The 22,065-nt window shown below is 73.0% G+C and carries 12 protein-coding genes; 5 read left to right on the top strand and 7 right to left on the bottom strand.

Annotated features, from left to right (window positions below; genetic code table 11):
- Positions 1-27: 27 nt before the first annotated feature.
- From glgB to ACWEPF_RS12770, 4 genes are all read right to left on the bottom strand, one after another.
- Positions 28-2,463 carry a 1,4-alpha-glucan branching enzyme gene (glgB, locus tag ACWEPF_RS12785; RefSeq protein ID WP_452172579.1) on the bottom strand — a complete coding sequence of 812 codons (2,436 nt, stop codon included), beginning with the start codon at positions 2,461-2,463 and terminating at the stop codon, positions 28-30.
- A gap of 109 nt (positions 2,464-2,572) precedes the next feature.
- Positions 2,573-4,057, bottom strand: coding sequence for a maltokinase N-terminal cap-like domain-containing protein (locus tag ACWEPF_RS12780; protein ID WP_345290167.1), 1,485 nt, complete (start codon positions 4,055-4,057; stop codon positions 2,573-2,575).
- Between the two features lie 237 nt (positions 4,058-4,294).
- Complete coding sequence (gene treS, locus ACWEPF_RS12775) at positions 4,295-5,998, bottom strand: maltose alpha-D-glucosyltransferase (protein ID WP_396296968.1); 1,704 nt, start codon at positions 5,996-5,998, stop codon at positions 4,295-4,297.
- Positions 5,995-7,950: an alpha-1,4-glucan--maltose-1-phosphate maltosyltransferase gene (locus ACWEPF_RS12770; RefSeq protein WP_452172603.1), complete on the bottom strand. Its 1,956-nt coding sequence runs from the start codon at positions 7,948-7,950 to the stop codon at positions 5,995-5,997. Before ACWEPF_RS12770 ends, treS begins: the two co-directional genes overlap by 4 nt.
- An 804-nt stretch (positions 7,951-8,754) precedes the next feature.
- Between ACWEPF_RS12770 and glgP the strand changes: the two genes are divergently transcribed.
- The 3 genes from glgP (at position 8,755) to ACWEPF_RS12755 (ending at position 13,158) form a co-directional block, all read left to right on the top strand.
- A complete protein-coding gene (gene glgP / locus ACWEPF_RS12765) occupies positions 8,755-11,424 on the top strand; it encodes an alpha-glucan family phosphorylase (protein ID WP_452172578.1) in 2,670 nt (889 codons plus the stop codon).
- A gap of 67 nt (positions 11,425-11,491) precedes the next feature.
- Positions 11,492-12,070: a nicotinamide riboside transporter PnuC gene (pnuC, locus tag ACWEPF_RS12760; RefSeq protein WP_452172577.1), complete on the top strand. Its 579-nt coding sequence runs from the start codon at positions 11,492-11,494 to the stop codon at positions 12,068-12,070.
- Positions 12,067-13,158 carry an AAA family ATPase gene (locus ACWEPF_RS12755; protein ID WP_452172576.1) on the top strand — a complete coding sequence of 364 codons (1,092 nt, stop codon included), beginning with the start codon at positions 12,067-12,069 and terminating at the stop codon, positions 13,156-13,158. The genes pnuC and ACWEPF_RS12755 overlap by 4 nt, the downstream gene beginning before the upstream one ends.
- A 199-nt stretch (positions 13,159-13,357) precedes the next feature.
- On the opposite strand, the gene ACWEPF_RS12750 is transcribed toward ACWEPF_RS12755, so the two are convergent.
- Complete coding sequence (locus ACWEPF_RS12750) at positions 13,358-15,190, bottom strand: ABC transporter ATP-binding protein (RefSeq protein ID WP_452172575.1); 1,833 nt, start codon at positions 15,188-15,190, stop codon at positions 13,358-13,360.
- Positions 15,187-17,028 (bottom strand): ABC transporter ATP-binding protein, encoded by a 1,842-nt coding sequence (locus tag ACWEPF_RS12745; RefSeq protein ID WP_452172574.1) that lies wholly within the window; start codon positions 17,026-17,028, stop codon positions 15,187-15,189. Before ACWEPF_RS12745 ends, ACWEPF_RS12750 begins: the two co-directional genes overlap by 4 nt.
- Positions 17,029-17,247: 219 nt before the next feature.
- Here ACWEPF_RS12745 and ACWEPF_RS12740 point away from each other — a divergent pair, with 219 nt between their 5' ends.
- On the top strand, positions 17,248-18,414 hold the full coding sequence (locus tag ACWEPF_RS12740) for a family 2 encapsulin nanocompartment cargo protein terpene cyclase (protein WP_452172573.1): 1,167 nt from the start codon (positions 17,248-17,250) through the stop codon (positions 18,412-18,414).
- Here the strand turns inward: ACWEPF_RS12740 and glgX are convergent, their stop codons facing one another.
- Complete coding sequence (gene glgX, locus ACWEPF_RS12735) at positions 18,415-20,610, bottom strand: glycogen debranching protein GlgX (RefSeq protein ID WP_345290180.1); 2,196 nt, start codon at positions 20,608-20,610, stop codon at positions 18,415-18,417.
- A gap of 221 nt (positions 20,611-20,831) precedes the next feature.
- On the opposite strand from glgX, the gene ACWEPF_RS12730 reads away from it, so the two are divergent.
- Complete coding sequence (locus ACWEPF_RS12730; RefSeq protein WP_452172572.1) at positions 20,832-22,025, top strand: L,D-transpeptidase; 1,194 nt, start codon at positions 20,832-20,834, stop codon at positions 22,023-22,025.
- The last annotated feature ends 40 nt before the right edge of the window (positions 22,026-22,065 follow it).

Here is a 22,065-nt window from a genome sequence, read left to right as displayed (position 1 = left end):
ACGTCGGTGCGCGTCGGGCGGGCACGGTCAGGCCGGGCGGAGCCAGATGGTGGAGAGCGGGGGAAGGACCAGTTCCGTGCTGCGGGGCTGGCCGTTCCAGGGGGTGGCCTCGGACTTGACGGGGTGGGAGTTGGCGATGCCGCTGCCGCCGTACTGCTCGGCGTCGGTGTTGAGCACCTCTTCCCAGAGCTGCTCGCGGCCCGGGAGCTGGGGCAGGCCGACGCGGTGGCCGTGGCGGACCACGGGGGAGAAGTTGCAGACCGCGACCAGCGGGGTGCCGTCGGCGGCGTGGCGGACGAAGGAGAGCAGGTTGTCCTCGGCCGCGCCGCCGTCCAGCCAGCGGAACCCGTCCGGGGTGGTGTCCTGCTCCCAGAGGGCGGGGGTGGCCAGGTAGGTGTGGTTGAGGTCGGCCACCAGGCGGCGCACGCCGAGGTGGTCCCCGGCGGCCGGCCAGTCCTCGGCGAGCACCCACCACTGCGGGCCGTCCTCGTGGCTCCACTCCGCGCCCTGGGCGAACTCCTGTCCCATGAACAGCAGTTGCTTGCCCGGGTGGGCCCACATGAAGCCCAGGTAGGCCCGGTGGTTGGCCCGCTGCTGCCACCAGTCGCCGGGCATCTTGGAGACCAGGGCGCGCTTGCCGTGCACCACCTCGTCGTGCGAGATCGGCAGCACGTAGTTCTCCGACCAGGCGTACACCAGGGAGAAGGTGATCTCGTCGTGGTGGTGCTTGCGGTGCACCGGCTCCTTGGACATGTAGACCAGGGAGTCGTGCATCCAGCCCATGTTCCACTTCAGGCCGAAGCCCAGGCCGCCGGAGTCGGTGGGCCGGGTGACGCCGTCCCAGGCGGTGGACTCCTCGGCGATGGTGACCACGCCGGGGCAGCGCCGGTAGACGGTGGCGTTCATCTCCTGGAGGAAGGCGACGGCGTCCAGGTTCTCCCGCCCGCCGTACTGGTTCGGGGTCCAGGCACCGCCCTCGCGGGAGTAGTCGAGGTAGAGCATCGAGGCCACCGCGTCCACCCGCAGGCCGTCGACGTGGAACTCCTCGCACCAGTAGACCGCGTTGGCCACCAGGAAGTTGCGCACCTCGGTGCGGGCGTAGTCGAACTCCAGGGTGCCCCAGTCCGGGTGCTCGGCGCGCAGCGGGTCGGCCGGCTCGTAGAGCGGCTCGCCGTCGAAGCGGGCCAGCGCGAAGGCGTCCTTGGGGAAGTGCGCGGGCACCCAGTCGACGATCACGCCGATGCCGTGCCGGTGCAGGGTGTCCACCAGGAAGCGGAAGTCGTCGGGGGAGCCCAGCCGGGAGGTCGGCGCGTAGAAGCCGGTCACCTGGTAGCCCCAGGAGCCCCCGAAGGGGTGCTCCATCACCGGCATGAACTCCACGTGGGTGAAGCCCAGGTCCTTCAGGTAGCCGGGGAGTTCGGCGGCCAGCTCGCGGTAGGTGGTCAACTCCGGCCGCCAGGAGGCGAGGTGGAGCTCGTAGACCGACATCGGGGCCCGGTGGTGCACCGTGCGCTCCCGGCGGGCCATCCACTCCCGGTCGTCCCACTCGTACGCCGAGCTGGTCACCACCGAGGCGGTGGCCGGCGGCACCTGGGTGGCCCGGGCCAGCGGGTCGGCCTTCTCCAGCACCTGGCCGTGCCGGGTGTGGATCTCGTACTTGTACGTGGTGCCCTCGGCCAGCCCCGGCACGAAGAGCTCCCAGACCCCGGAGGAGCCCAGCGAGCGCATCGGGTGGCCGGTGCCGTCCCAGTGGTTGAAGTCGCCGATCACCCGCACGCCGGTGGCGTTCGGGGCCCAGACCGCGAAGGCGGTGCCGGCGATCCCGGCCACCGTGCGGACCTGGCTGCCGAGCGCCCGCCAGAGCTGCTCGTGCCGGCCCTCCCGGATCAGGTGCAGGTCCAGCTCGCCCAGGGTGGGCGGCAGCCGGTAGCCGTCCTGCTGCTCCAGCGGCTCGCCGCCGGGGTAGCTCACCCGGAGCGAGTACGCCGGGATCTCCGGAAGGCCCGTCAGCAGGCCGGTGAACAGGCCGCGCTGGAGGTGGGTCAGCTCCACCGGCCCCTGCCCGGTGAGCACCACCACGCGTTCGGCGAACGGGCGCAGCACCCGGATCGTCACGCCCTCGGTGGTGAGGTGGGCGCCGAGCAGGGAGTGCGGGTCGTGGTGCTCGCCGGAGAGCAGCCGGTCGATCTCGCCGGGGGGCAGCGGGGCCTCGGGCAGCCGCAGCGCGGTCTCCGCGCGGCGGGCGGGCGCTGTGGTGGCGGGCTCGGGCGAGGGCTCCGGTGAGGGCTCCGGGGTGAGTGCCGTCGGCTCCGCCGTGACCGCGACGGGGCGGGGCGGGGCCGGCGGGTGGGTGCGCCCGGGGCGGGGCTTGACGCGGCGGTGGGCCGGATCGCCGGGCCGCTCGGGCAGGAAGGTGGCGGGCACGGGTGTGCTGCGGTCGCGCTTCTGGCCGGGCGGGGTCACGGCGGGGTCCTCCTGCGGGGGGTCGGGCGGATCGTCGGGGCGGGGCTGAGCGGGGCCGAGCGGTGGAGAAGGGGGAAGCGGGGGAAGCGGGGGAGGGGCGGACGCGGCGTCAGACGGTGAGGGCCAGGCGGTTGATGGCGGCCAGCGGGATGGGGAGCCAGCTCGGCCGGTGCCGGGCCTCGTAGACCACCTCGTAGACCGCCTTGTCGATCTCCAGCGCGCGCATCAGCTCCGGCGCCGAGTGCGGGTCCGTCCCGCCGCCGGCGGTGTAGCCCGCGCAGTACGCGGTGCGGTTGCGCCCGGCCCAGGCGGCGGCCAGGTGGGCCAGCTCCGGGTCGGCCGGGGTGCCGGCCAGCAGGTGGGCCGCGGCGTAGTCGAAGGAGCGCAGCATGGCGGCCACGTCGCGCAGCGCCGGCTGCGGGAGCCTGCGCTCGGCCAGCGGCTTCGCGGGCTCGCCCTCGAAGTCCAGCAGGACCCAGCCGTGCGGGGTGCGCATCGCCTGGCCCAGGTGCAGGTCGCCGTGGATGCGCTGGACCGAGAGGCCGTCCAGGTGATCCGCCGTCAGGGCGCGGAAGGCGGCCCGCAGCGCGGTGCGGTACCGGGCCAGGCCGGGCACGGCGGTGACCGCCCGGTCCAGCCGGTCGGCCATCTGGGCGGCCAGCAGGCTGGTCTGGGCGCGGTCCAGGCGGGCCACCGGCATGGAGCGGGCCAGCACCCGGTGGACCTCGGCGGTGGCCCGGCCGAGCCGGTGCGCCTCGATCGCGAAGTTGCCGGGGGAGGGGTCGCCCTTGAGCCGGCCGACCTGGTCCAGGGCGAGCACCCAGCCGTCCTCGGCGTCCGGCAGGTAGCGCTGGAGCAGGCCGAGGGTGGCCGGTTCGGCCCCCTCCATCCGGCTCTCGAACCAGGCGGCCACCCGGGGGATCCGGGTGGAGCCGGCCCGGGAGAGCGCGAGCGAGAGCTCCAGGTCCGGGTTGGTGCCGGGGCTGATCCGGCGGAACAGCTTGAGGATGAACTCGGTGCCGTAGATCACCGAGCTGTTGGACTGCTCGGCGGTGGAGGCCCGGCCGGGCAGGTGGGCGGGCAGGCCCGGGCCCGGGGTGCGGCGGAACGACAGCGCGCCGAACCGGTCACCGGTGGCCAGGTGCTCCAGCAGACGGCCCGTCAGCTCCGGGTCGTGCACCGCGTCGTAGAGCGCGGCGCCGTCGTGCTGGCCGCCGGTCAGCCGCCCGAGCACGGCGGTCGGCGGCAGGCCCAGGGAGTGCTGGGAACGGATCCCGAGCATCAGCTGGTAGATCTCGCCGGGCGAGTCGTCGCCCGCGTACTCGACCCGCAGCAGCAGGTGGAGCAGGGCCGGGTCGCCGACCTGGAGCGGGGTGCCGACCAAGGGCGTGAGCCCGGTGATCGCGCGCCCCTTGCCCGCGTACCAGCGCTGGCCGGGCAGCCAGGCCGCGATCAGCGGCAGGGCGGACTGGACCAGCTCGCTGACCCCGACAGCGGTTCTCCGGACCCCGGTGCTCCGCGCTCCGACCGGGGCGGTGGCCGCTCCGGACGGATCTTGGTGCAGGTGGGCCTGAGAACGGGAGGTTTCGGACATGACTCCCTTTCCCCGGAAGCGGGCCGACTGCCCGACGGGTCTGGCCGGGTCCGTCAGTCTTCCGGATTTCGGCGGCGCGGCGGCGACGGCACGCGAGCCTGGCTCGGGTGTCACGCCATAGTGTGGGTGGCCGTTGGGCTGTTCTCCGTACGCGGTGGTGCAGAGCGGAGCCCGGGGGCGCGAGATCGTGCTTCGCGCCCCCGGGGCCTGTGGCATGTGAACTGACTGATCGTTACTTCACTGCTTGCGAGGGTTGCGCAGCTGGAACCAGTAGAAGCCGTGCCCGGCCAGGGTCAGCAGGTACGGCCACTCGCCGATGGACGGGAAGCGCACACCGCCGATCAGCTCCACCGGGTAGCGTCCCCCGTACCGCCGCAGATCCAACTCGGTCGGCTGCGCGAACCGCGAGAAGTTGTTCACGCACATGACCAGGTCACCCTCGTGCTCGCGCACGAAGGCCAGGACCGCGGGATTGCTGGAGGGCAGTTCGGTGTAGCTGCCGAGGCCGAACGCCGGATTGAGCTTGCGGATCTCGATCATGCGACGCGTCCAGTGCAGCAGCGAGCTCGAACTGCTCTGCTGCGCCTCGACGTTGGTCACCTGATAGCCGTACACCGGGTCCATGATGGGCGGCAGACTGAGCCTGCCCGGGTCGGCCGAGGAGAAACCCGCGTTGCGGTCCGGGGTCCACTGCATCGGGGTGCGGACGCCGTCCCGGTCGCCGAGCCAGATGTTGTCGCCCATGCCGATCTCGTCCCCGTAGTAGAGGACCGGCGAGCCGGGCAGCGAGAGCAGCAGGGCGGTGAACAGCTCGACCTGGTTGCGGTCGTTCTCCAGCAGCGGGGAGAGCCGGCGGCGGATGCCCACGTTGGCCCGCATCCGCGGGTCCTTGGCGTACTCCGCGTACATGTAGTCGCGCTCCTCGTCGGTGACCATCTCCAGGGTCAGCTCGTCGTGGTTGCGCAGGAAGATCCCCCACTGGCAGTTGCCGGGGATGGTCGGGGTCTTGGCCAGGATCTCCGAGACCGGGTAGCGCGACTCCCGGCGGACCGCCATGAAGATCCGCGGCATCACCGGGAAGTGGAAGGCCATGTGGCACTCGTCGCCGCCGGAGGAGAAGTCCCCGAAGTAGTCGACGACGTCCTCCGGCCACTGGTTGGCCTCGGCCAGCAGCACGGTGTCCGGGTAGTCCGCGTCGATCTCCTTGCGGACCCGGCGCAGGAACTCGTGGGTCTCCGGGAGGTTCTCGCAGTTGGTCCCCTCGCGGGCGAACAGGTACGGCACCGCGTCCAGCCGGAACCCGTCGATCCCGAGGTCCAGCCAGAACCGCAGCCCCGCGATCATCTCCTCCTGGACCCGGGGGTTGTCGTAGTTCAGGTCCGGCTGGTGGGAGAAGAACCGGTGCCAGAAGTACTGCTTGCGCACCGGGTCGTAGGTCCAGTTGGAGGTCTCGGTGTCGACGAAGATGATCCGCGCGTCCGGGTACTGCTTGTCGTCGTCGGCCCACATGTAGAAGTCGCCGTACGGCCCGTCCGGGTCGCGGCGGGACTCCTGGAACCACGGGTGCTGGTCGCTGGTGTGGTTCATCACGAAGTCGATGATCACCCGCATGCCGCGCTTGTGCGCCGCGTCGACGAACTCCACGAAGTCGGCCAGGTCGCCGAACTCCGGCAGCACCGACTTGTAGTCGGCCACGTCGTACCCGCCGTCCCTGAGCGGCGAGGCGAAGAACGGCGGCAGCCAGAGGCAGTCCACGCCGAGCCACTGCAGGTAGTCCAGCTTCGAGGTGAGGCCCTTGAGATCGCCCACCCCGTCCCCGTTGCTGTCCTGGAAGGAGCGCACCAGGACCTCGTAGAACACCGCCCGCTTGAACCACTCCGGGTCGCGGTCACCCGGCGAGGTCTCGGCGAAGGTGTCGGGCACGGGATCGTTCACTGTCACTGAGGGTTCCTCCGAACCGTGAGGAGGTGGGCCGGCCCGGTGGTGGGGTCGAGCCGGACGTAGTTGTGGCGGTGCCAGGTCCAGGAGGCTCCGGTCAGTTCGTCGTGGACGGCGAGCGGGCCGTCCCAGGGGAGGGTGACGGTGGCTTCCTGGGGGTGGTGGGGATCGAGGTTGACCACGGTGAGGACGTGGTCGGTGAGACCGTCCTCGGTGGTGGCGGTCTTCGAGTAGGCGATCAGGGCGTCGTTGTCGGTGGGGTGGAAGGTGATGTCGCGCAGCTGCTGGAGCGCGGGGTGACGGCGCCTCAGCTGGTTGAGGGTGGTGATGAGGGGAGTGAGGGTGTCGGTGCGGGACCAGTCGCGCGGGCGCAGCTCGTACTTCTCGGAGCTCGCGTACTCCTCGGAGCCGGGCTTGGCGGGCTGGTTCTCGTAGTGCTCGAAGCCCGCGTAGATCCCCCAGCTCGGGGCGAGGGTGGCGGCGAGGACGGCGCGCAGGGCGAAGGCGGCGGGGCCGCCGTCCTGGAGGTGGCCGGGCAGGATGTCCGGGGTGTTGGCGAAGAAGTTGGGGCGCATGTAGGAGGCGGCGTCACCGGTCAGTTCGGTGAGGTACTCGGTGAGTTCGTCCTTGGTCTCGCGCCAGGTGAAGTAGGTGTAGGACTGGTGGAAGCCGACCTTCCCCAGGGTGTGCATCATCGCCGGGCGGGTGAAGGCCTCGGCCAGGAAGACCACGTCGGGGTCGGTGCGGGCGATGTCGCCGAGCACCTTCTCCCAGAACAGCACCGGCTTGGTGTGCGGGTTGTCGACGCGGAAGATCCGGACGCCGTGGGCCATCCAGTGCCGCAGGACCCGCAGGGTCTCCTTGACCAGGCCGTCGAAGTCCTGGTCGAAGGCGATCGGGTAGATGTCCTGGTACTTCTTCGGCGGGTTCTCGGCGTAGGCGATGGTGCCGTCGGCGCGGTGGCTGAACCACTCGGGGTGCTTGTTGACCCAGGGGTGGTCCGGGGAGCACTGGAGGGCGAAGTCCAGGGCGACCTCGATGCCGAGCGCGTTGGCCTCGGCGACGAAGAAGTCGAAGTCCTCGATGGTGCCGAGGTCGGGGTGGACCGCGTCGTGCCCGCCCTCGGGGGAGCCGATCGCCCAGGGGGAGCCGACGTCGTGCCGACCCGCCGTCAGGGAGTTGTCGGGGCCCTTGCGGTAGGCCCGGCCGATCGGGTGGACGGGCGGCAGGTAGAGCACGTCGAAGCCCATCGCGGCCACCGCCGGGAGCCGTTCGGCGGCGGTGCGGAAGGTGCCGGAGACCGGCGGGTGGTTGCCGTCCGGGTCGACCAAGGCGCCCTCGGAGCGGGGGAAGAACTCGTACCAGGAGCCGTAGAGCGCCCGCTCCCGGTCCACCTGGAGCGGCAACGGCCGGGTGGAGCTGATCAGTTCGCGCAGCGGGTAGCGCTCCAGCAGGGCGGTGACCTCGGGGGCCAGCGCGGCGGCCAGCCGGGAGAGCGGGGAGAGCTCGGTGTCGCGCAGCGCGTCGGCGGCGGCCAGCACGTGCGCCCGGCCCTCCTTCTTGGGGACACCGGCGGCGGCGCGCTCCAGCAGGGCGGCGCCCTCCTCCAGGACCACCGCGGTGTCGATCCCGGCGGGGAGCTTGATGCCGGCGGTCCGGCGCCAGTGGGCCACCGGGTCGCCCCAGGCCTCCACCAGGTAGGACCAGCGGCCCGGCGCGGTGGGGGTGACGTGGGCGCCCCAGCGGTCGGTGCCCGGGGCGAGTTCCTCCATCGGGGTCCACGGGGCGCTGCGGCCGCGCGGGTCGCGGAGCACCACGTTGGCGTTGACCGCCTCGTGGCCCTCGCGGAAGACGGTGGCGGTCACCTGGAACCGTTCGCCCACCACCGCCTTGGCCGGGCGGCGCCCGGCGTCGATCTGGGGGGAGACGTCCAGGACGGGGATGCGGCCGATCACGGTGGTGCTCTCTGTCGTCTTGCGGGCGGTGGTCTTCCGGGGGGCGGTGGTCTTCTTGGCGGCGGCGGTCTTGGCGGCGGTCTTCGTGGTGGTGGTCGCGGTCTTCGTGGCCGCGGTCTTCGGGGTGGCGCCGGTCTTCGTGGTGGTGGTCCTGCGCGGGGTGGTGCCCTTGCGGGCCGTCCGAGGGGCGGGGAGCTCCGGTTCCGACGGCGGTTCGAGGGCCGCCGCGCCGTGAGTCGGTTGATCCCGCGTGTCACCGTGCATGCCTGACTCCTGCCCGAGGGGGGACTGCGTGGGTGAGAGAGGACCTGCTCCGGAGACCTGCCCGCGCGCGTCCCGGCGCGCGTCGCATCGGGCGCGCTCCCGTGCGACCCAACCCAACCGAGAACGACGGGCAGGTGTACGAGGACACGCCTGATCACGAGCACACAGACCGAATGGGCTAAGGAAATTGAAAGATCGTCGGCAAGGAGGGTTTCCGGACGTGAAGCAGGCAGAGGAGGCGCCACCCGGATCGCACTCCCCGCCGCAGCTCCGACTTTTGTCCATCCTGGCACCCTCGGCAAGACCTACGGATGGGTAAGCGGGTGATTTCGGACGGTATGCAGGGGTGAATCGGCCAGCGGAAACGCGCGCGTTGCGGAGTGTTCACGTGCCCCCGGGGCGGGCGCGGAATTGAATGCGCCCCCGTGCGCCCCTATGCCGCCGAATGCGCCCGCTGCGATCTCATCAATGGTCCATCCGGGTGCCCAATACGTCAGTTGACGGACCTTCAGCTCGCCCGCCGGGTCTAGGCTGCACGCCGTGAAGGCAATCCGCAGATTCACCGTGCGCACCGTCCTGCCCGAACAACTCCAGCCGCTGCACGAGCTCGCGCTCAACCTCCGCTGGTCCTGGCACCCGGAGACGAGGGAGCTCTTCCGCTCCGTCGATCCGGAGGTCTGGGCCGCGGTCGGTGAGGACCCCGTGCGGCTGCTCGGCGAGGTGCCGGCGGACCGGTTGGCGGCACTGGCCGCCGACCGCCGCTTCCTACGCCGGCTGAACGACCTCGCCGACGAGCTCCGCGACTACCTGACCGGACCGCGCTGGTACCAGTCCGCCCCGGCGGCCGGCGACGGCGCCGGCGCGCTGCCCGCCGCGATCGCGTACTTCTCGCCGGAGTACGGCATCGCCGCCGCGCTCCCGCAGTACTCCGGCGGCCTCGGCATCCTGGCCGGGGACCACCTCAAGGCCGCCAGCGACCTGGGCGTCCCGGTGGTCGGCGTCGGCCTGTTCTACCGGCACGGCTACTTCCGTCAGTCGCTCTCCCGCGAGGGGTGGCAGCAGGAGCGCTACCCCCTGCTCGACCCGGACGAGCTGGCCGTCAGCCTGCTCCGCGGGCCCGACGGCACCCCCTGCCGGGTCGAGCTCGCGCTCCCCGCCGGCCGCAGCCTCACCGCGCAGATCTGGAAGGCCCAGGTCGGCCGGGTGCCGCTGCTGCTGCTCGACTCCGACATCGAGTGCAACAACGCCGCCGAGCGCGAGGTCACCGACCGCCTCTACGGCGGCGGCAGCGAGCACCGGCTGCTGCAGGAGATGCTGCTGGGCATCGGCGGCGTCCGGGCGGTCCGGACGTACTGCCGGCTCACCGGCCACCCGGCGCCCGAGGTGTTCCACACCAACGAGGGCCACGCGGGCTTCCTCGGCGTCGAGCGGATCCGCGAACTGATCAACGGGCCGGAGCAGTTGGGCTTCTCCGCGGCCCTGGAGGCGGTCCGCGCCGGGACCCTCTTCACCACCCACACGCCCGTCCCGGCCGGGATCGACCGCTTCGACCGGGAGCTGGTGGCCCGTCACTTCAGCGGCGACGCCGCACTCCCCGGCGTCCCCGTCGAGCAGGTGCTCGCGCTCGGGGTGGAGAGCTGGCTCGGCGGCGACCCCAAGCTCTTCAACATGGCCGCCATGGGCCTGCGGCTGGCCCAGCGGGCCAACGGCGTCTCGACCCTGCACGGCGAGGTCAGCCGGGGCATGTTCAACGGACTCTGGCCGGGATTCGACGCCACCGAGGTGCCGATCACCTCGGTCACCAACGGCGTCCACGCCCCCACCTGGATCGACCCCGCGGTGGTCCGGCTCGGCGCCGGGGAGCTCGGCCAGGAGCGGATCGAGGAGGCCATGGCCACCGGCGAGGCCCGCCGCTGGACCGGCCTGGAGCGGATCGGCAACACCGAGGTCTGGGAGCTGCGCCGCACCCTGCGCAGCCAGCTGGTCGAGGAGGCCCGGCTCCGGCTGCGCGCCTCCTGGCGCCAGCGCGGAGCCGGCGACGCCGAGTTGGGCTGGGTCGACTCCGTGCTCGACCCGTCCGTGCTCACCATCGGCTTCGCCCGCCGGGTGCCCTCCTACAAGCGGCTCACCCTGATGCTGCGGGACCAGGAGCGGCTGCGCTCCCTGCTGCTGCACCCGACCACGCCGGTGCAGATCGTGGTGGCGGGCAAGGCCCACCCGGCCGACGAGGGCGGCAAGCGGCTGATCCAGCAGCTGGTGGACTTCGCCGACGACCCGCAGGTGCGGCACCGGATCGTCTTCCTGCCGGACTACGACATGGCGATGGCCCGGCACCTCTACCCGGGCTGCGACGTCTGGTTGAACAACCCGCTCCGCCCGCTGGAGGCCTGCGGCACCTCCGGGATGAAGGCCGCCCTCAACGGCTGCCTCAACCTCTCCATCCTGGACGGTTGGTGGGACGAGTGGTACGACGGCGAGAACGGCTGGGCGATCCCCACCGCCGACGGCGCCTCGGCCACCCTCGACCCGGAGAGCCCGGAGGCCGAGCGGCGGGACGACCTGGAGTCGGCCGCCCTCTACGACCTGATCGAGCACCAGGTCGCGGCCCGGTTCTACGACCGCGGCGCGGACGGGCTGCCGCACCGCTGGATCGCGATGGTCCGGCACACCCTGGTCACCCTCGGGCCCAAGGTGCTGGCCGGCCGGATGGTCCGGGAGTACGTCGAGCGGCTGTACGCCCCGGCCGCCGAGGCCCAGCGCGAGCTGGCCGCCGGCGGGCACCTGGGCGCCCGGGAGCTGGCCGACTGGAAGGCTGCCGTCCGGGAGGCCTGGCCGTCGGTCCGGGTCGAACACGTGGAGGCCGAGGGTTCGGCCGAGGCGCAGGAGTTGGGGTCCGCCCTGACCGTCCGGGTGCAGGTCGCGCTCGGCACCCTGGACGCCGCCGACGTCGAGGTCCAGGTCGTCTCCGGCCGGGTGGACGAGACCGACGGCATCTCCGACGCCGTCACCCTCGCCCTCAAGCCCACCGGAGGCCCCGACCTCGACGGCCGCCACCGCTACGAGGGCACCCTCGAACTCTCCCGCACCGGCCCCTTCGGCTACACGGTCCGGGTCCTCCCCTCCCACCGCCTGCTCGCCTCCCCGGCCGAACTCGGCCTGGTCGCCCTCCCGGCGGAGACGGCGGGGATGGAGACCGGCGTCCTGCGCTGAAATCCCTTGCGCGGTTGACCCCTCCCGCTTATCGTCACTCTGACATTAAGCAGGAGGGGTCGTCGTCATGTCCTGGACCGAGGTACTCGGATTCGTCACCGGCGCCGTGTGCGTCTGGCTCACCGTCAGGGCGAAGGTGTGGAACTTCCCGGTCGGGATGGCCAACAACGTCTTCTTCCTGCTGCTGTTCTGGGGCGCCGGCCTGTACGCCGACGCCGGGCTCCAGGTGGTCTTCCTGGTCCTGGCCGCCCACGGCTGGTGGCAGTGGGTGCGCGGCGGGGAGCGGCGGCTCGGGCGCGAGGTGCGGTACGCCTCGGCGCGGGAGACGGTGCTGCTGGGGCTGCTGCTGGTCCCGGTGACCGCGGCGCTGGCCGCCCTGCTGGGGTGGGCGCACGGCAGCGCGCCGTTCTGGGACGCGCTGACCACCGCGCTCTCGCTGGTGGCGCAGTGGCTGCTGAACACCAAGAAGGTGCAGACCTGGTGGTTCTGGATCGCGGCCGACCTGGTGTACGTCCCGCTGTACGCCGCGAAGGGGCTCTACCTGACCTCGGTGGTGTACCTGCTGTTCCTCGGCCTGTGCGTGGCGGGGCTGCGCGGCTGGCGGCGCGCGGCCGCCCCGGAGCCCGCGGTGGGGGTGGCGGCATGACGTTCCGTCACGGCCTGGTGATCGGCAAGTTCTACCCGCCGCACGCCGGCCACCACTTCCTGGTCCGGGCCGCCGCGGACGCCTGCGAGCGGCTCACGGTGGTGGTGATGGCGGCGGACGTCGAGACGATCCCGCTCGCCGAGCGGGTGGCCTGGCTGCGGGCGGCCCATCCCGGGGCGACGGTGGCGGGGGTGGTCGACAACCTGCCGGTGGACTACGAGGACGAGGAGATCTGGGCCGGACACGTCGCGCTGATGCGCTCGGCGCTGGCGGCGGGGGACGGGCCGGTCGAGGCGGTGTTCAGCTCGGAGCCCTACGGGGTGGAGCTGGCGCGGCGGTTCGGGGCGGCGCCGGTGGTGCTGGACGTGGGCCGGGAGACCTTCGCGGTCTCGGGGACCGCCGTCCGGGCCGATCCGGTGGCGCACTGGGGAGAGCTGGAGCCGCCCGTCCGGGGATGGCTGGCCCGGCGGGTGGTGGTGCTCGGCGCCGAGTCCACCGGCACCACCACGCTCTCCCGCGACCTGGCCGCGGCACTGCGGGCCCGCGGCGGTCCGCACGCCCGGACCGGCTGGGTCGCCGAGTACGGGCGGGAGCTGACGGTGGCGAAGCTCGCGGTGGCGCGGGCGGTGGCCGCGGCCGGCGGGCCGGTGCCGACGGTCTTCGACCTGGAGTGGACGGACGCCGACTTCGAACTGGTCTGCCGGCGCCAGACCGAGGCGGAGGACCGGGCGGCCCGGGACGGGGGGCCGGTGCTGGTGTGCGACACGGACGCCCTGGCGACGACGGTCTGGCAGGAGCGGTACGTGGGGGCGGTGACGGACCCGGTGCGGGCCCTCGCCGGGGGGCTGCCGCCGCGGGCGCTGTACCTGCTCACCTCGGACGAGGGCGTGCCCTTCGACGACGACGGCCTGCGGGACGGGGAGCACCTGCGGGGGTGGATGACCGGGCGCTTCCGCGAGGTGCTGGGCGCGGGGGCGGTGCCCTGGCGCGAACTGACGGGCACCCGCACGGAACGCCTCGCGGCGGCCCTGGCCGCGGTCGACGAGATCCTGGCGACCGGCTGGAACCTCGCCGACCCCCTGGGCTGAGCATCGGCCGGGCTTCGGCAGGGCAGCGACCCCAGGGGCGCGAGGAACTGCGCGGGTCGGAAGGCGGCTCACCTGCAACTGACCCACCGTCAGCCAGTTGCAGGTGCTGCCGTTCCCCCGCGCGCAGTTCCCCGCGCCCCCGGCATCACCCCGTACGTTCCTCGCGTCCCGGGAGCGCTGCCCCACCGAAGGCCGGTCCCTAGACCAGGCTGTCGCGCCAGGCCTGGTGGAGGTCGGCGAAGCGGCCCTGGCCGGAGATGAGGGTGGCGGGGGTGCCGTCCTCGACGATGCGGCCCTGGTCGAGGACCAGGACGCGGTCGGCGATCTCGACGGTGGAGAGGCGGTGGGCGATGATCACTGCCGTCCGTCCGGCCAGGACGGTCCGCATGGCCTGCTGGACGGCCTGTTCCCCCGGCACGTCCAGCGAGGAGGTGGCCTCGTCGAGGATCAGCACCGCCGGATCGGCGAGCAGCGCCCGGGCGAAGGCGACCAGTTGGCGCTGGCCGGCCGAGATGCGGCCGCCGCGCTTGCGGACGTCGGTGTCGTAGCCGTCGGGCAGGGCGGCGATGAACTCGTGGGCCCCGATCTCCCGGGCGGCCTGTTCGACCTCGGCGCGGGTGGCGCCGGGCCGGCCGATGGCGATGTTCTCCGCGACGGTGCCGGAGAAGAGGAAGGACTCCTGGGTGACCATCACCACTCCGCGGCGCAGCTCCTCGGTGGGCAGGTCGCGCAGGTCGACGCCGTCGAGGCGGACGGAGCCCTCGCTGGGGTCGTAGAAGCGGGCCAGCAGCTTGGCCAGCGTGGACTTGCCCGCGCCGGTGGCGCCGACCACGGCGGTGGTCTGCCCGGCGGGGAGGACCAGGTCGAAGCGGGGGAGGACCTCCGCGCCGGAGGGGTAGGCGAAGCGGACGCCCCGGAAGGCGACCTCGCGGCCCTTGCCGTCGGCGGCGGGCAGCGCCTGCGGGGCGGCGGGCTCGGCCACGCTGGGCTCGTGGGCCAGCAGGCCGGCGATCTTCTCCAGTGCGGCGGCGGCGGACTGGTAGCTGTTCAGGAACATCGCCAGCTGGTCCAGCGGGTCGTACAGGCGGCGCAGGTAGAGCACGAAGGCGGTGAGCACGCCGAGCTCCAGGCCGCCGTCGGCGGCCAGCACGGCGCCGAGCAGGACGACGCCGGTGATCCAGGTGTTGGCGGTGGCGCGGGAGATGGTGACGTAGCGGGCCATCTCCAGCAGGCCGTCGGCGGTGGCGTGGGCGGACTGACGGTTCACCAGGTCGAAGGCCCGCTGGTTGGCGGCCTCGCGGCGGAAGGCCTGGACCGGGCGGATGCCGTTCATGGTCTCGGTGAAGCGGACGATCACCGAGGCGACCGCCGTCCGGGAGCGCCGGTAGACCTTGAGCGAGCGGCGGCGGAAGGAGCGGACGGTGAGGTACATCGGCAGGAAGGAGAGCAGCGCGGCCAGGCCGAGCCGCCAGTCCATCACCACCAGGACGGCGGAGATGTACACCACCGAGAGGCCGACGGTGAGCAGCTCCTGGAGGCCCTCGGCCAGCAGCTCGCGCAGGGCGTCCACGTCGCTGGTGGCGCGGGAGATGATCCGGCCCGAGGTGTAGCGCTCGTGGAAGTCCAGGCCGAGGCGCTGGGCGTGGCGGAAGATCCGGCCGCGCAGGGTGAGCAGGATGTCGTTGTTGATCCGGCCGCTGAGCCGGATGAAGGCGCGCTGCAGCACGGTGGAGAGCGCGGCGCAGCCGAGGTAGGCGGCGATCACCGCGATCAGCGGGCCGGCGTCGTGCTCGCGCAGGGCGGGGACGCCGCGGTCGATGGCGACGGCGACCAGCAGTGGGCCGGACTGCAGGGCGGCCTGCTGGAGCAGGATCACCAGCATGGCGAAGGCGATCCGGCGGCGGTGCGGGCCGAGCAGCTCGCCGAGCAGCTTGCGGGGGGCGCCGGCCGGGACGGGGATGTCCTGGTCGTCGGAGGGCGGCGGCAGCTCCTCCTCGGCCTCGACGGGCGGGCTCTGCACGGTGGTGGTCATCGGGCGAGGCTCCGTTCCTGAGCTTCGGAGTCGGCGGAGGCCTGACCGGTCATCAGCTCGCGGTAGGCGGGGGAGCGGTGCAGCAGCTCCTGGTGGGTGCCGACGTCGGCGATCCGGCCGTCGGCCAGCACCGCGACCCGGTCGGCGAGCAGCACGGTGCTGGGGCGGTGCGCGACCACCAGGGCGGTGGTGTCGGCCAGCACCTGGCGCAGGGCGCGTTCGACCAGGGCCTCGGTGTGCACGTCGAGTGCGGAGAGCGGGTCGTCGAGCACCAGGAACTCGGGGCCGCCGACCACGGCGCGGGCCAGTGCCAGGCGCTGGCGCTGGCCGCCGGAGAGGCTCAGGCCCTGCTCGCCGACCTCGGTGGCGGTGCCGTCGGGCAGCCGGTCGACGAAGCCGGCCTGGGCGGTGGCGAGCGCCGTGGCCAGCTCCTGCTCGGTGGCGTCCGGACGGCCCATCAGGACGTTCTCCCGGACCGAGGCGGAGAACAGGGTGGGCTCCTCGAAGGCGACGCTGACCAGCTCGCGCAGCTCGGGCAGCGGGATCGAGCGGATGTCCCGGCCGTCCAGGGTGACGGTGCCGCCGGTGGTCTCGTAGAGCCGGGGGAGCAGGGCCGTGAGGGTGGTCTTGCCGGAGCCGGTGGAGCCGACCAGGGCCATCGTCTCGCCGGGCCGTACGTGCAGGTCGATCCCGTCCAGCAGGTCGGGGGAGTCGGCGGGCGCGTCGGGGTAGCGGAACCGGACGCCGGAGAAGCGGATGCCCCGGTCCTCGGCGGCCGGCGGAGCGGGGGCCGCGGCGGGGAGGTCGTCCTCGGGCTCGTCCATCACCTCGAAGTAGCGGTCGGTGGCGGTCGCGGCCTCGTTGGCGTAGGCCAGCAGCCAGCCGAGCGACTCGACCGGCCAGCGCAGGGCCAGCGCGATGGAGAGGAAGGCGACCAGGGTGCCGACGGTCAGCTGGTCGTCGGCGACCAGGACGGCGCCGACCGCGAGCGCGATGCCGAGCGCGACCTCGGGCAGGCCGACGATGACCGCCCAGAGGTTGGCCAGCATGTCGGCCTTGCGGATCTCGGTGGTGCGCAGCTCCTCGGTCTGCCGCTTGAAGCGCTCGGCCATGGTCCGGTGGCGGCCGAAGGCCTTGAGGATGCGGATGCCGAGCACCGACTCCTCGATCACGGTGGCCAGGTCGCCGGTCTGGTCCTGGGCCTGCCGCGCGGCGGCGGCGTACCGGCCCTCGAAGTGGCTGGTCAGCAGCACCAGCGGGGCGACCGGCAGCAGCATGATCAGCCCGAGCCGCCAGTCCAGGACGAAGAGCATCGCCGAACCGGTCAGGAAGACCAGCGAGTTGACGATCAGGAAGACCAGCGGGAAGGCGAGGAACAGCCGCATGGTGAACATGTCGGAGGTGGCCCGGGAGAGCAGCTGACCCGACGGCCAGCGGTCGTGGAAGGAGACCGGCAGCCGCTGGAGCTTGGCGTAGAGGTCGCCGCGCATCGCGCTCTCCACCTCCGCGAGCGGACGGGCCACGATCACCCGGCGGACGCCGAACAGCCCCGCCTCGGCGAAGCCCAGCAGCAGGAGCAGCCCGGCCAGCGGCCAGAGCGCGGACATGTCGCGGTGGGCGATCGGCCCGTCCACGATCCGCTGGAGCACCAGCGGCACCAGCAGCACGCTGCCGGAGGCGAGCAGGGCGGCGGTGACCGAGCCCGCGATCCGCCAGCGGGCGGTCCTCGCGTACGGCCACAGACGCAGCAGCGAGCGCACCGTGGACCGTCTCGGCGGGGCCTGCGCGGCGGGAGGTGACGGTGTGTCGACGGTACTGAGCTGCTGTTTCTCGGCCACGGCCGAGAGGGTAAGCCGATCCGCTGACATTTCTCATCCGGTTTTACGGCCCTGTCGGCGAGAACCGGCCACCGCTGGGAGGGGGCGTGGCGGGACGGTGCGGGCGGGCCGCTCCGCGCGGAGGCCGCGCGACGGCCGCCTCTTGTGGGCGCCCCCGGCCGGTGCGGTTCGATCACCTCGGAGCGTGCCGCTCCGGTGCGCGAAAGAAGGAGTACCGCGATGGTGTCCCCCCTGGCCCGGGTGCTCGCCGGGGCCCCGGTCGGCGAACTGGTGGCGGTCGCCGCCGGGGTCCTGGCCCGTCCGGCCCCGAGTCCCGTCCCGCCCGGCCCCGGCGGGGTGCCCCGGCCGCGGCTGAACGGCCCGACCGGGCTCGGGACCTCGGCCGCCCGCGCGTTCCGGCCGCCGCCCGCCCCCGGGGCCGCGGACCGGCCCGGGCTGCCGCTGCACTGCCCGCCGCCGGTCCGGGACGACCCGGCGCTCGGCGAGGAGGTGAACGAGCGGCTGGTCGCCTGGGCCGGCGACTGCGGCATCTACGCCGACCGGCTGGAGAAGCTGCGGGCCGCGCACTTCGGGCGGCTGCTGATGCTCACCCACCCCGACACCGAGGACCCGGACCGGCTGCTGGCGGCCGCCAAGTGCGCGCTCGCCGAGTGGGCGGTGGACGACTACTACTGCGACGAGGAGGCCGACGGAGCCGTCCCCGAGCTGGCCGGGGCCCGGCTGCTGCTGGCCAACGCGGCCGTCGACCCGGCGCACCTGCCGCTGCGGTACGCGCCCCGGCTGGAGCGCGGCCTGCGCGAGGACCCGGTGCTGGTCGCGTTGCGCAGCGCGCTGGAGCACCTGGCCCGGTACGCCTCCCCGCAGCAGGTGGCCCGGCTCAAGCACGAGCTGGCGGCCATCTTCGTCGCCTTCGGGGCCGAGGCGGCCTGGCGGATGACCGGTGGACTGCCGCCGGTCTGGCAGTACCTGGTGAACCGTCAGCCGAACAGCTTCCTGCCCTGCATCGCGCTGATCGACCCGGTCGGCGGCTACGAGCTGCCGGCCGCCGAGTACGCCGACCCCCGGGTCCGCCGGGCGGTCACCACCGCCTCGCTGGCCAGTGTGCTGGTCAACGACCTGTACTCGATGGCGAAGGAGAGCCGCTCCGGCACGCTCGACTTCAACCTGCCCACCCTGGTCGCCGCCGAGGAGGGGTGCTCGACGGAGGAGGCGGTGCGGCGCAGCATCGAGGTGCACGACGAGCTGGTGCGGACCTTCGAGGCCGAGGCGGCCCTGCTCGTCCCGACCGGCTCGCCGGCCCTGGCCCGCTACCTGGCCGGTGTGTACGCCTGGCTGGGCGGCAACCACGAGTGGCACCGCACCAGCCCGAAGTACCACGAGGGCTGATCACTCCCGGCGGCCGTCGGCGGGTGCGCGCAGCAGGACGAGCGAGCGCGCGGCCAGCGTGACGGCCCCGCCCCGCCCCGGGTCCCCGTCCCCGGGGCGGGCGGTGTCCACCACCGTCTCGTAGCGGCAGGGCCAGGGGTCGCCGGGCAGGGTGAAGGGGACGTCGACCGAGCCGCCGTTGAGCAGCAGCAGGAAGCTGTCGTCGGTCAACTCGCAGCCGTGCTCGTCCCGTTCGGACATCGCGGAGCCGGAGAGCAGCATCCCGAGCACCCCGTCGGGGGCGTACCAGTCGCCCTCGGTCATCTCCTTGCCGCGCGCGTTGAACCAGACCAGGTCCCGCTGCCCACCCGGGGCGGCCGCCCGGCCGGAGAAGAAGGCGCGCTGGCGCAGCACCGGGTGTCTGCGCCGCAGCCGGATCAACCGGCCGGTGAGCGCGGTGAGTTCGCGCCACTCGGGGCTGGCGAGCAGCGACCAGTCCAGCCAGCTGGTCCCGTTGTCCTGGCAGTAGGCGTTGTTGTTGCCGCCCTGGGTGCGGCCCAGCTCGTCCCCGGCGGTGATCATCGGCACGCCGGTGGAGAGCAGCAGGGTGCTCATCATGTTGCGGAGCTGGCGCAGCCGCAGGGAGCGGACGGCCGGGTCGGTGGTCTCGCCCTCCACGCCGCAGTTCCAGGAGCGGTTGTCGTCGGTGCCGTCCCGGTTCTGCTCGCCGTTGGCCTCGTTGTGCTTGTGGTCGTAGGAGACCAGGTCGCGCAGGGTGAAGCCGTCGTGCGCGGTGACGAAGTTGACCGAGGCGTACGGGCGGCGGCCGCCGCGCTGGTAGAGGTCGGAGGAGCCGGAGAGCCGGTAGCCCAGCTCGCGGACGTCGAGGCGGGCGCCGCGCCAGAAGTCCCGGACGGCGTCCCGGTACTTGTCGTTCCACTCGGCCCACAGCGGCGGGAAGCCGCCGACCTGGTAGCCGCCCGGGCCGACGTCCCAGGGCTCGGCGATCAGCTTCACCCGGCTGAGCAGCGGGTCCTGGGAGACGGCGCCGAGGAAGGGGTGGTGCATCTCCACCCCGTCCGAGCCGCGGGCCAGGGCGGCGGCCAGGTCGAAGCGGAAGCCGTCCACGCCCATCTCGGTGACCCAGTAGCGCAGCGAGTCGGTGATCAGCCGGACGGTGTGCGGCTGGCGGGTGTCCAGGGTGTTGCCGCAGCCGGTGTAGTCGGCGTAGCCGCGGCGGCTGCGGTCCAGCCGGTAGTACCCGGCGTTGTCGATGCCGCGCAGCGAGAGCGAGGGGCCCATCACCCCGCTCTCGGCGGTGTGGTTGTAGACCACGTCGAGGATCACCTCGATGCCGGCCGCGTGCAGCGCCCGGACCATCCGCTTGAACTCGCCGACCTGCTGGCCGCGGCTGCCGGTGGCGGCGTAGCCGGCGTGCGGGGCGAAGAAGCCGAGGGTGTTGTAGCCCCAGTAGTTGGTCAGCCCGCGCTGCTGGAGGTGGTCCTCGTCGGCGTACTGGTGCACCGGCAGCAGCTCGACCGCGGTGACGCCCAGGTCGACCAGGTGGCCGATGGCCGCCGGGTGGGCCAACCCGGCGTAGGTGCCGCGGAGTTCGCGCGGCACGCCCGGGTGCTTCATGGTGAAGCCGCGCACGTGCAGCTCGTACAGGACGGTCTCGGCCCACGGGGTCTTCGGGCGCTGGTCGTCGTACCAGTCGTCGTCGTCGTGGACCACCACCGCCTTGGGCACGTACGGCGCGGAGTCCCGGTTGTCGCGGACGGTGTCCGCCACGTCCTGCTCGGGCCAGCCCCGCACGGCGGCGCAGACCGCGTCGTGGGCGGTGTAACTCCCGTCCACCGCACGGGCGTACGGGTCGAGGAGGAGTTTGGCCGGATTCCACCGGGCTCCGGTCCACGGGTCCCAGCGGCCGTGCACCCGGTAGCCGTAGCGGGTGCCGGGCAGCACCCCGGGCAGGTAGCCGTGCCAGGTCTGGAAGGTCCGCTCGGTGAGCGGGTGCCTGGTCTCGGTCCCGTCCTCGGCGAAGAGGCAGAGCTCGACCCCCTCGGCGTCCGGCGCCCAGAGCGCGAAGTTGGTGCCCCGGCTGCCGTCCTGGTCGGTCCGGAAGCGCGCGCCGAGCGGCTGCCAGCTGCCGGGCCAGGGCACCGCCGGGTCGATCGCGCCGTGTTCCGCCCGTTCCCGCCGCTGCCAAGCCGTCATCGGCCGCACCTCTCCCAGCGCGGGACGTCCCGGGCCCCGCCTAGCTCTTGTTCCCTGATCGGCTGTCGCTGTCACGTGACGGATCGTGTCGTTGAACGATTCTGTCGCGTGCCGACCCGTTCCGACGTCTCCTGCGGGAATCGGCTCCCACGTGTCCGCACGGGATCAGGGTCGTTATGCCGGGCGGTTGTTGACGGCTGGGGTAGGTACGGAGGAACGGCATGCGCTCCCGGGTGGCGGTCGTGGTGGCGGTCGGGCTCTGCCTGCTGACCGCCTGCACCAGCGAGCGGCAGGTCGCTCCGAGCACCGACGCCGCCGCGTCGGCGAGCCCGGCGGTCTCCCGGGCGGTGATCACCAGCACCCCGGCCGACGGGGCGCAGGAGGTGCCGGCCGAGGGGCCGGTCAAGGTGACGGCGGCCCAGGGCAGGCTGGTCTCCGTCCGCCTGGCCGACCAGAAGGGCACCGAGGTCCCGGGGAAGGTCGGCCCGGACGGCTCCTGGGTGCCGGACGGGCGGCTCGCGCTGGCCACCGCCTACACCCTGGACACGGTGGCCGAGGACCAGGCCGGGCTGAAGGCGGCCCAGCACGTGGCCTTCGCCACGCTCGCCCCCGACCACACCTTCGCCGCCTTCTTCACCCCCGAGGACGGCTCCACCGTCGGGGTCGGGATGCCCGTCTCGCTCCGCTTCACCCGTCCGATCACCGACCGGGCGGCGGTGGAGAAGGCGGTCTCGGTCACCGCGGACCCGCCGGTGCCGGTGGCCGCGCACTGGTTCGGCGGCCGGCGGCTCGACCTGCGCCCGGAGAAGTACTGGGCGGCCGGCACCAAGGTGACGCTGTCGCTGCGGCTGAAGGACGTGCAGGGCGCCCCGGGGGACTACGGCACCCAGTCCAAGGACGTGCACTTCACCGTCGGGCGCTCGGTGGTCTCCACCGTCGACCTGGACGCGCACACCATGACGGTCCGTCAGGACGGGCGGGTGCTGCGCACCCTGAAGGTCTCGGGCGGCAGTCCGGAGTTCTCCACCTACCTGGGCACCATGGTGATCTCGGAGAAGTTCTCCGTCACCCGGATGAACTCGCAGACCGTCGGCCTGGGCGACGAGTACGACATCAAGGACGTGCCGCACGCGATGCGGCTGACCGCCTCCGGCACCTTCGTGCACGGCAACTACTGGGCCTCCCGGGACGTCTTCGGCAGCGCCAACACCAGCCACGGCTGCATCGGCCTGGCCGACGTCAAGGGCGGCTCGGACTCCTCCCCGGCCGGCTGGTTCTTCGAGCAGTCCGGCATCGGCGACGTGATCGAGGTGCGCGGCCGGCAGGGGGACCGGGTGCCCGCCGACAACGGCCTGAACGGGTGGAACCTCAGCTGGGACCAGTGGCGGGCGGGCAGCGCGCTCGGCCTGCGCTGACCGGCACCGACCCTTCACCACCCTCCCGCCCGGAGTTCAC

This window comes from Kitasatospora sp. NPDC004289 (assembly GCF_053602875.1).
Note: the sequence above shows the minus strand (reverse complement) of the source record. Positions and strands in the feature narration are given on the sequence as shown.